Here is a 6,540-nt window from a genome sequence, read left to right on the forward strand (position 1 = left end):
TAAAACGTAGTAATCGCCAAAAATCGAATCGAGCCGCAATGGATAATAATTATATGCTTACTATTCTTGCTGCTTGTTTCTCCCAACATGATGATATTTCTAAACCCGCTTGTCAATAGGGTTTGAGATGCGCTTACCCTGTATTAAATATCCCCTCAATCTCAAAAACTATAATGATTTAAAAATCAATGCCCTTGTCCCTCGGATTTTAGTTGTCGTTTTAGTTCCAGAAAAAATAACAGACTGGATAAAACAAACCGAAGATGAACTGTGTCTAAGACATTGTGGCTACTGGGTATCCTTGCGTGAAATGCCAGACACCGAAAATACAACCAATGTTACTATTGAAATACCCCGTAGTAATCAGTTGACACCCGTATCACTCCAAACCATCATTCAACGCATTAGTTTTGGAGATTTACCATGAAAGTTACTATTAAAGACAGTCAAATACTCAAAACTGTTAACCCTAATGTAATACAGGCACATTTGCAAGCAACAGGCTGGCATGAAACAGGGCGTATATATAATGATGCCGGGGCAATTTGGCGATTAAAAAAAGATGCCGTTCCTGAGTATGAAATCCTGCTACCTCTCCAACATAGTTTAGGAGATTATGCCGAAAGAATCAGCGATATATTAAAAACGTTGGAGACAGTAGAAAATCGTGACCAAGTTGATATATTAAGCGAATTTATTACCAATTATCCTAATTTCACCGTGCAAGGTGTGGTCATGCAAATCGCTACCCCCCACATTGAGCAACTCAGTGGAGAAATTATTTTACTATGTGCAGTTTTTGATAAATTACAAGAAATTAAAACCGAACTAGTAGACCACGATTATATCTTAGCCATTAAAGCCTATCAGGAACGTTTACCAATTCACTGCACAGGTGATTTAGTAAAAGTTGACAATCATTTTATCCTGAAAAATCCCCATAATTTTCAAATTGACAATATCTAACTCCGGCTTATCAAGATTTTTAGGTTTTTTCTAAATCAGTTCTGATATTGAGTCACTCATCTGCTTTTGCAAGCGCTGGCGGTTATCATCATATTTCAATACTGTTTGCACTTGGGCGTGTCTGCTGAATCGCTGAGTAGCACGGTAGTTGCCATTGTTCAGATCCAATACTGTAGTAATCGCACTATGGCGTACACGATGCGGTGACATCTTCTTAGTAATTCCGGCTTGCTTGCATAGCCCATCCACCAGTCGCCTGATTGCCTCCCCTGTTAATCTTGCTCCATTCTTGTAATAGGCCAACACCGTAAAAAGCGGGTCTAAACCACGTTTATTCTTACTGGCTTTGATCCAACTGGCGATTGCGTCGGTGGTTCTTTCCGATAGGTCAAGAATTTCTTTCTGGCTACCCTTGCCTTTACCCAGGATTGCAAGAGTTTTTTCTTTGGCGTTGAAGTCACGCACATTTAGATTGACTATCTCCTGACGACGCAAGCCATTATCCCAAAGTAACCGCATAATGGCATAATCGCGCTTGCCCTTAAGAGTACTGCGGTCAACCAACGCTATAACTAAAGCATAGTCCTCGGCTGGAATGCCCATAGTGTCCCGGTAGGTTTCGACCTTTTCACCTTTGACATCATCCAGGGAAAAATTGCACACTCCCAGCCGTCGCCCCATCTCAACCATTGACTTGATAGCGCTGAGGCGACGATTCACCGTAGCTTCAGCCAGTTTTTTCTTAATCAGGTGCGCCTTGTACGAGAAAAGTCTTCTCCGATCGCTAACGCCAGCGAGTTCTCCAAAACACTAAGATTTTCCGGGTGAATAGGGGTCATTGGTTAGTCAGCAGCTGATTGGGCAGCGTCAGTTTAATGCTATTTCAACATCTTAGTTGTTAAGGGCGTGTTTATTACTCTAAGTGGTGCGAAAAACTCTATTGTCGCACTATGTTGTGATACATCTGAGGGAGGGGGTTGGGGAGTTCTTGTAAGTTGATTGACAATTATTGAGAGAGATAGAGAGAAATTAAATTAGATGAAAGTGTAAGGGTTGACGATCTCTATACGTGATAATCCGGTACACGGATAGGGCGTTGACTATAACGAACACCATTATCCATGATTTATTTATTCCTAACGCTAAGATGACTTTTCCAAAAAAGGGCACAGCAATTGGGTTTTGCTTATTCCCCAACCCCAAGCAAATGCGGTTTCTTAGGAGAGCGTTAAGGCTGTTTCAGGTTAAATTCTTGAAAATGCTGAGAGGATTCGTTAAATGTGACTGTATTTGGTTGAACTACCCGATCGTTAACTTTAAGCTGATAGGTGCTTTGTGGCAAACGCTCTAGATAGTAAACGCCAGCATCATTAGTTACAGAAAAATGGTGTTGCTCTGATGTTGTTGCAATTGCTTCTACACGCGCACCAGCAACTGGCTTACCTGTGGTATCTGTAACCACGCCAGAGAGAGTATAAGAAAGACGAAGTGGGATGAAAACAGAAGTGTAACTACCAGCAACTACTTCTACTGCATAACTATCTACAGCAGCTTCCCAATCTAAAGGAAATCCAGCCGGATCGATATCAAGACGATAAGCTCCTGGTACAAGCGGTACGAGAATTTGCTGTTTTTGTACTTCTGGACGAAATGATTTGATTGGTGAGTTATTCAGGACAAAGAGTAAATCAGAGTTTTCTGTATATACTTGTTCGCCGGGATCGCGTTTACCGTTATTATTTTTGTCAAAAAATGGTTGAATTAATAAGCCCCCTACAGAACGCAATCTATCTGATTTGCGATCGCCTGCAAATAATCCCCCCCCACCAAAATTTAGACTAGAAATAATTTCTAAACTATAGGAAGCTTGTTCAGAGCTAAGAGAACCACCCTCATACCGCCCTCGTACTAGCAACCATGGTATAGCAGCAGTTTCCAACATCATTACTGCACCCGAACCGCGAGAACCAACACCATATCCTAATTCGACATCCCAAAGATTTCTGCCATCGGCTGCTAGTTCTGGAGAAGAATAACGCCAAGCTAAAGTTGCTAAGTTATCAAAGCGATTTAGGTTGCGTGTTTCGTAACCGAGTCGTAGAGAATAGCCACTCTGTGAAACAGAACTACCAGATAAGTTGTAATCTAACTGCGATGTTGTACCAATTTCATTGCCTCGGTGACTAAACGATAATGACCCGAAACGTTGGTAAACATTCCAGCGCCAGCGATTTTCTGCGTCTACACTAAAACGCCCTAAAGTCAGCAATTTTCCCAGGCTAAATGATGTTTGCAATCCAGTTTCCCAACCATTACGACTGTCATAGTTGCCCAACATAGTTAGGTTAGGAGAAATGCGCCAATTTAAGTTAAATCGGCTAGAAAATTTATCAGTATTGAATCTGGCGGTGATGTTCTTCGTTGGAAACAAACGCACATCAGCATTAATATCCCAGTTATTATCTTTATCCCCTGAAAGTATCGAAGCTGTAATCTCTATAGGAAAACTATTAGGGCGAAAAAATATTTCTCCCAATCCTTTGATATTTTGATCGTAGATTACACCAGCACCCACAGTTAAGTTTTCCGATACACCCCACCGACGAGCAATTCCCCCTTGAAATTTAGTAAAATCTCCCAAAAAACTTTGATTGTTTGCGCCTGATAATTGCCGCTGCCAGCCACCAGATACAATGGTTGCTGATGATCCTTGGGGAATCTGTCCAGGAATATTAGAGAAAGTAGCAGTGCGGATTTCTGGTTGCGCTGTGAGTCTGCCTTCGGGATAAAGTAAGACACGATAGTTACCGCCTAAATTTTGGCCGCCAACTGCTAAATTTTCAAAACGGTAGACTCCAGAGGAATCTACTAAAACTTCAGCAATGGGGCGATCGCCTAAACCTTGTGTTAGTCTGACTAAAGTTCCTGGTGCCGCTTCACCTACAATTGTGCGCCCAATTTGTGATGCTTGTAAACGTTGATTAGGACTAAAACTACCGCCTTCTAGTGGTACTAAGGTTTTAAATCCTTGTCTTTGAATAGTTGTAAAACCCCAATATTGTTCGCTACTTTGACTACGCCAAAAAGTCGGCTGAGAACCCATAACATAATCAGCTTTATCTGTTTGCCTTAAATACTGAGCCTCAGCCAAATTCCAAGTCTGGGAGTCTGTCAAATCTCTTTGATTAGCACGCAAAAAGAAACTACCATTTAAAATAGTACCTACGGCTGTTGTTTCACCAGCAAAAGTAGAAGTTGATGTCGTCGAACCGCTAGTATTAACTCTTTGTTCAATAGCTGTAAGAGTTTGTTGAGGAGCTTTAACGGTTGGTAATCCTTCTAATTGGATTGGGACTGTAGTGTTATCTTGTACAGATGATGCTGTTTTTCCTAACCAAGGAGGATTTAAAGTGATGGCATAATCATTAATATCGAATTCAGCTGTCACCCCAAATAGAGTTTTTAATTGTTGAATAGAAAATACTACTCCTAATTCTGGATCATTAATTAATTGCTTGGGGTCAATGCGAGTCACTAAACCAGGAGAACGAACTTCTAACTGTCCATCTGGTAAAGTTTTAATTGATAGTTTTAATGTTTGAATTACCGCATCGTAAGTAATCAACCAATTTTCTAAATTAATTGCTTCTGTCCCGTTTTCTTTACCCCGTATAAAGGTGCTGGGAAGGACATTGCGTTTGCCCACATTTACACCTACTGGAAAAACAGAAAATTCTTCTGTCACCGCTATCTGCGGTGCAGAAGATTGTTGATTAACTTGGTGGATTAAAGTTTCTTTAGTATCTGCTGCTGATGCCTGTGTGGGAGTGAATGGTAGCAGATAAAAAGTTAAGAATGATAGTAACCAGTAAACTTTTTCCACTTGCCTTAATTGGCGTTAGTAGGAATTGCCAATTTCACAGTAAATTTCTGCTTATTTTGATTTTTATCGCCCCAGACTAACTCACCATTCAGTTCATATTCACCAGCAGCGAGACCTGTTTCTTTTCCCTGAAGACGATTTAATGGAATGTAGCGATCGCTTTCAGCAATAATGAAATTAGGATCGACAGTTCCTTGTTTAACAACCTTATTTCCTTGCTGCAAAGTCCACTTAACAGCGGCTCTAGCTGATGCTTTACCTGTATTTTTAATTAACAGTTGAATTTGCTGTTGTTGTTGATTCCAGCGAGCATTATCTACTACTAATTTTGGAGACAAGCTGCCTTGATGCACATAAACAGTCGCACCTATTCTAGTAGCAATATTTACCTTATTGCCATTGCCATCTTTTGTCTCATCCAACTTTTCTGTAAAAACTACAGAGCGATATTCGCCATCAGGAAGATTAGCAGGAAAGCGGGTGATCAAACGTACCCGTCTCGTTACTCCTGGCGGTACAACTAACTCTCGTGGGGAGAATTGCAGATAAGGATTGAGGTCATTAGGACTAGAAGTTAAAGTTTTAAACCCAGTATCGCGATCGTAAGTAAAAGGTTGGGCATATACGCGAGCGCGAAAAGGTTTGTCACCACTATTACTAATGTTAATACTGCTTTGAGATTGACCGCGATTAGCTTGCAAATCAATAATCATTGGTGCTAGACTAACTTGGGCTTGGGCAGAAAAGCTCGTAAATAAAGTTGCCAATAAAACCCAACTAGCCAATTTTGAAGTCGAAGCAAACAGTGAAGACTTAGTTCTCATGATTCATCTAATAAATTAAGGTACAATAGTTAAGAAAACAGAGAAAGCATAGTTATCTGCTGCAATTGGGCTACCTTTATCTACAGATAGGTTGATACTTAATGGAGTTGTTCCCGCAGATAAAGGTAATGAAGAATTTTGTTTATCGGAACTTGTAGAAAGACCAGTAGATGTTTGCACCGTGGCAATTGAAGAAACTGGCGTAAAATTCTTACCAGCCGTTTGAGTGGGCGATGATATAATCAAGTTAAATGAGCCGTTACAAGTAACAGAAACTTCACTAGCTGTAGCCCCAACATCAGAAGAACTTGCTAACTTGGTTGGCAAAACACCGCCACTCTCTACTAAATAACCAGGTATTAGTTGACTAAAACTGCAATTAGAAGTTTGGGCAATTACTGTTTTAGTCATAATTACCGTCAAGATAACGGTAGAAACTAACAAATAACGGAAAATAATCAACATTTACCTACAGATTAAATATTTGATACTGTAAATAAATTTCTTTTTTAAAAGAGATAGAAAACCTTACTAAATTCCAGTACTTCTCTCAAAGAAATAATGCTCCTAACAAAGCGGTTAGGAGCATCAACGCACTAACTCCAACCCAAATTTGTCTTATGGTATTGCTGTCAAAGTCACGGTGTAATCATAATCACCGGCAGGGATAATAGTAGTGCCATTGCTGGCAGTCATACCTACTGAAAGAGATTCTGTCTCACCACTAACCTATACTTTTGCAGTTTTTACTATTTGTGGATGAGTAATAATACTCATGGCATGAGAAGAGGATTTCTTTAAAAACTAGTTCACTAACGCGTCGGACTAGTTATTTTTTTTACATAACTAGGTTGTTTCACACTTAAT

Annotated in this window: 6 protein-coding genes; 2 read left to right on the top strand and 4 right to left on the bottom strand. The window is 40.1% G+C overall.

All coding sequences use genetic code 11. The features are described 5' to 3' along the window. The first annotated feature begins 127 nt into the window (after positions 1-127). Together ACEW80_RS20420 and ACEW80_RS20425 are read left to right on the top strand one after the other, a co-directional pair. Positions 128-427, top strand: coding sequence for a DUF4365 domain-containing protein (locus ACEW80_RS20420; protein WP_373528345.1), 300 nt, complete (start codon positions 128-130; stop codon positions 425-427). Then, complete coding sequence (locus ACEW80_RS20425; protein ID WP_190963025.1) at positions 424-966, top strand: hypothetical protein; 543 nt, start codon at positions 424-426, stop codon at positions 964-966. Before ACEW80_RS20420 ends, ACEW80_RS20425 begins: the two co-directional genes overlap by 4 nt. A 30-nt stretch (positions 967-996) precedes the next feature. On the opposite strand, the gene ACEW80_RS20430 is transcribed toward ACEW80_RS20425, so the two are convergent. From ACEW80_RS20430 to ACEW80_RS20445, 4 genes are all read right to left on the bottom strand, one after another. Continuing rightward, positions 997-1,686: a tyrosine-type recombinase/integrase gene (locus ACEW80_RS20430; protein WP_373528346.1), complete on the bottom strand. Its 690-nt coding sequence runs from the start codon at positions 1,684-1,686 to the stop codon at positions 997-999. A 508-nt stretch (positions 1,687-2,194) separates the two neighbouring features. Then, positions 2,195-4,849, bottom strand: a complete 2,655-nt coding sequence (locus ACEW80_RS20435; RefSeq protein ID WP_373528347.1) for a carboxypeptidase regulatory-like domain-containing protein — start codon at positions 4,847-4,849, stop codon at positions 2,195-2,197. A 5-nt stretch (positions 4,850-4,854) separates the two neighbouring features. Beyond that, complete coding sequence (locus ACEW80_RS20440; RefSeq protein WP_373528348.1) at positions 4,855-5,673, bottom strand: P pilus assembly protein, chaperone PapD; 819 nt, start codon at positions 5,671-5,673, stop codon at positions 4,855-4,857. 15 nt (positions 5,674-5,688) lie between these two features. Further along, complete coding sequence (locus tag ACEW80_RS20445; protein ID WP_373528349.1) at positions 5,689-6,084, bottom strand: hypothetical protein; 396 nt, start codon at positions 6,082-6,084, stop codon at positions 5,689-5,691. Positions 6,085-6,540 lie beyond the last annotated feature (456 nt).

The sequence above is a fragment of the Nostoc sp. genome (assembly GCF_041747015.1).
Classification (GTDB): domain Bacteria; phylum Cyanobacteriota; class Cyanobacteriia; order Cyanobacteriales; family Nostocaceae; genus Nostoc.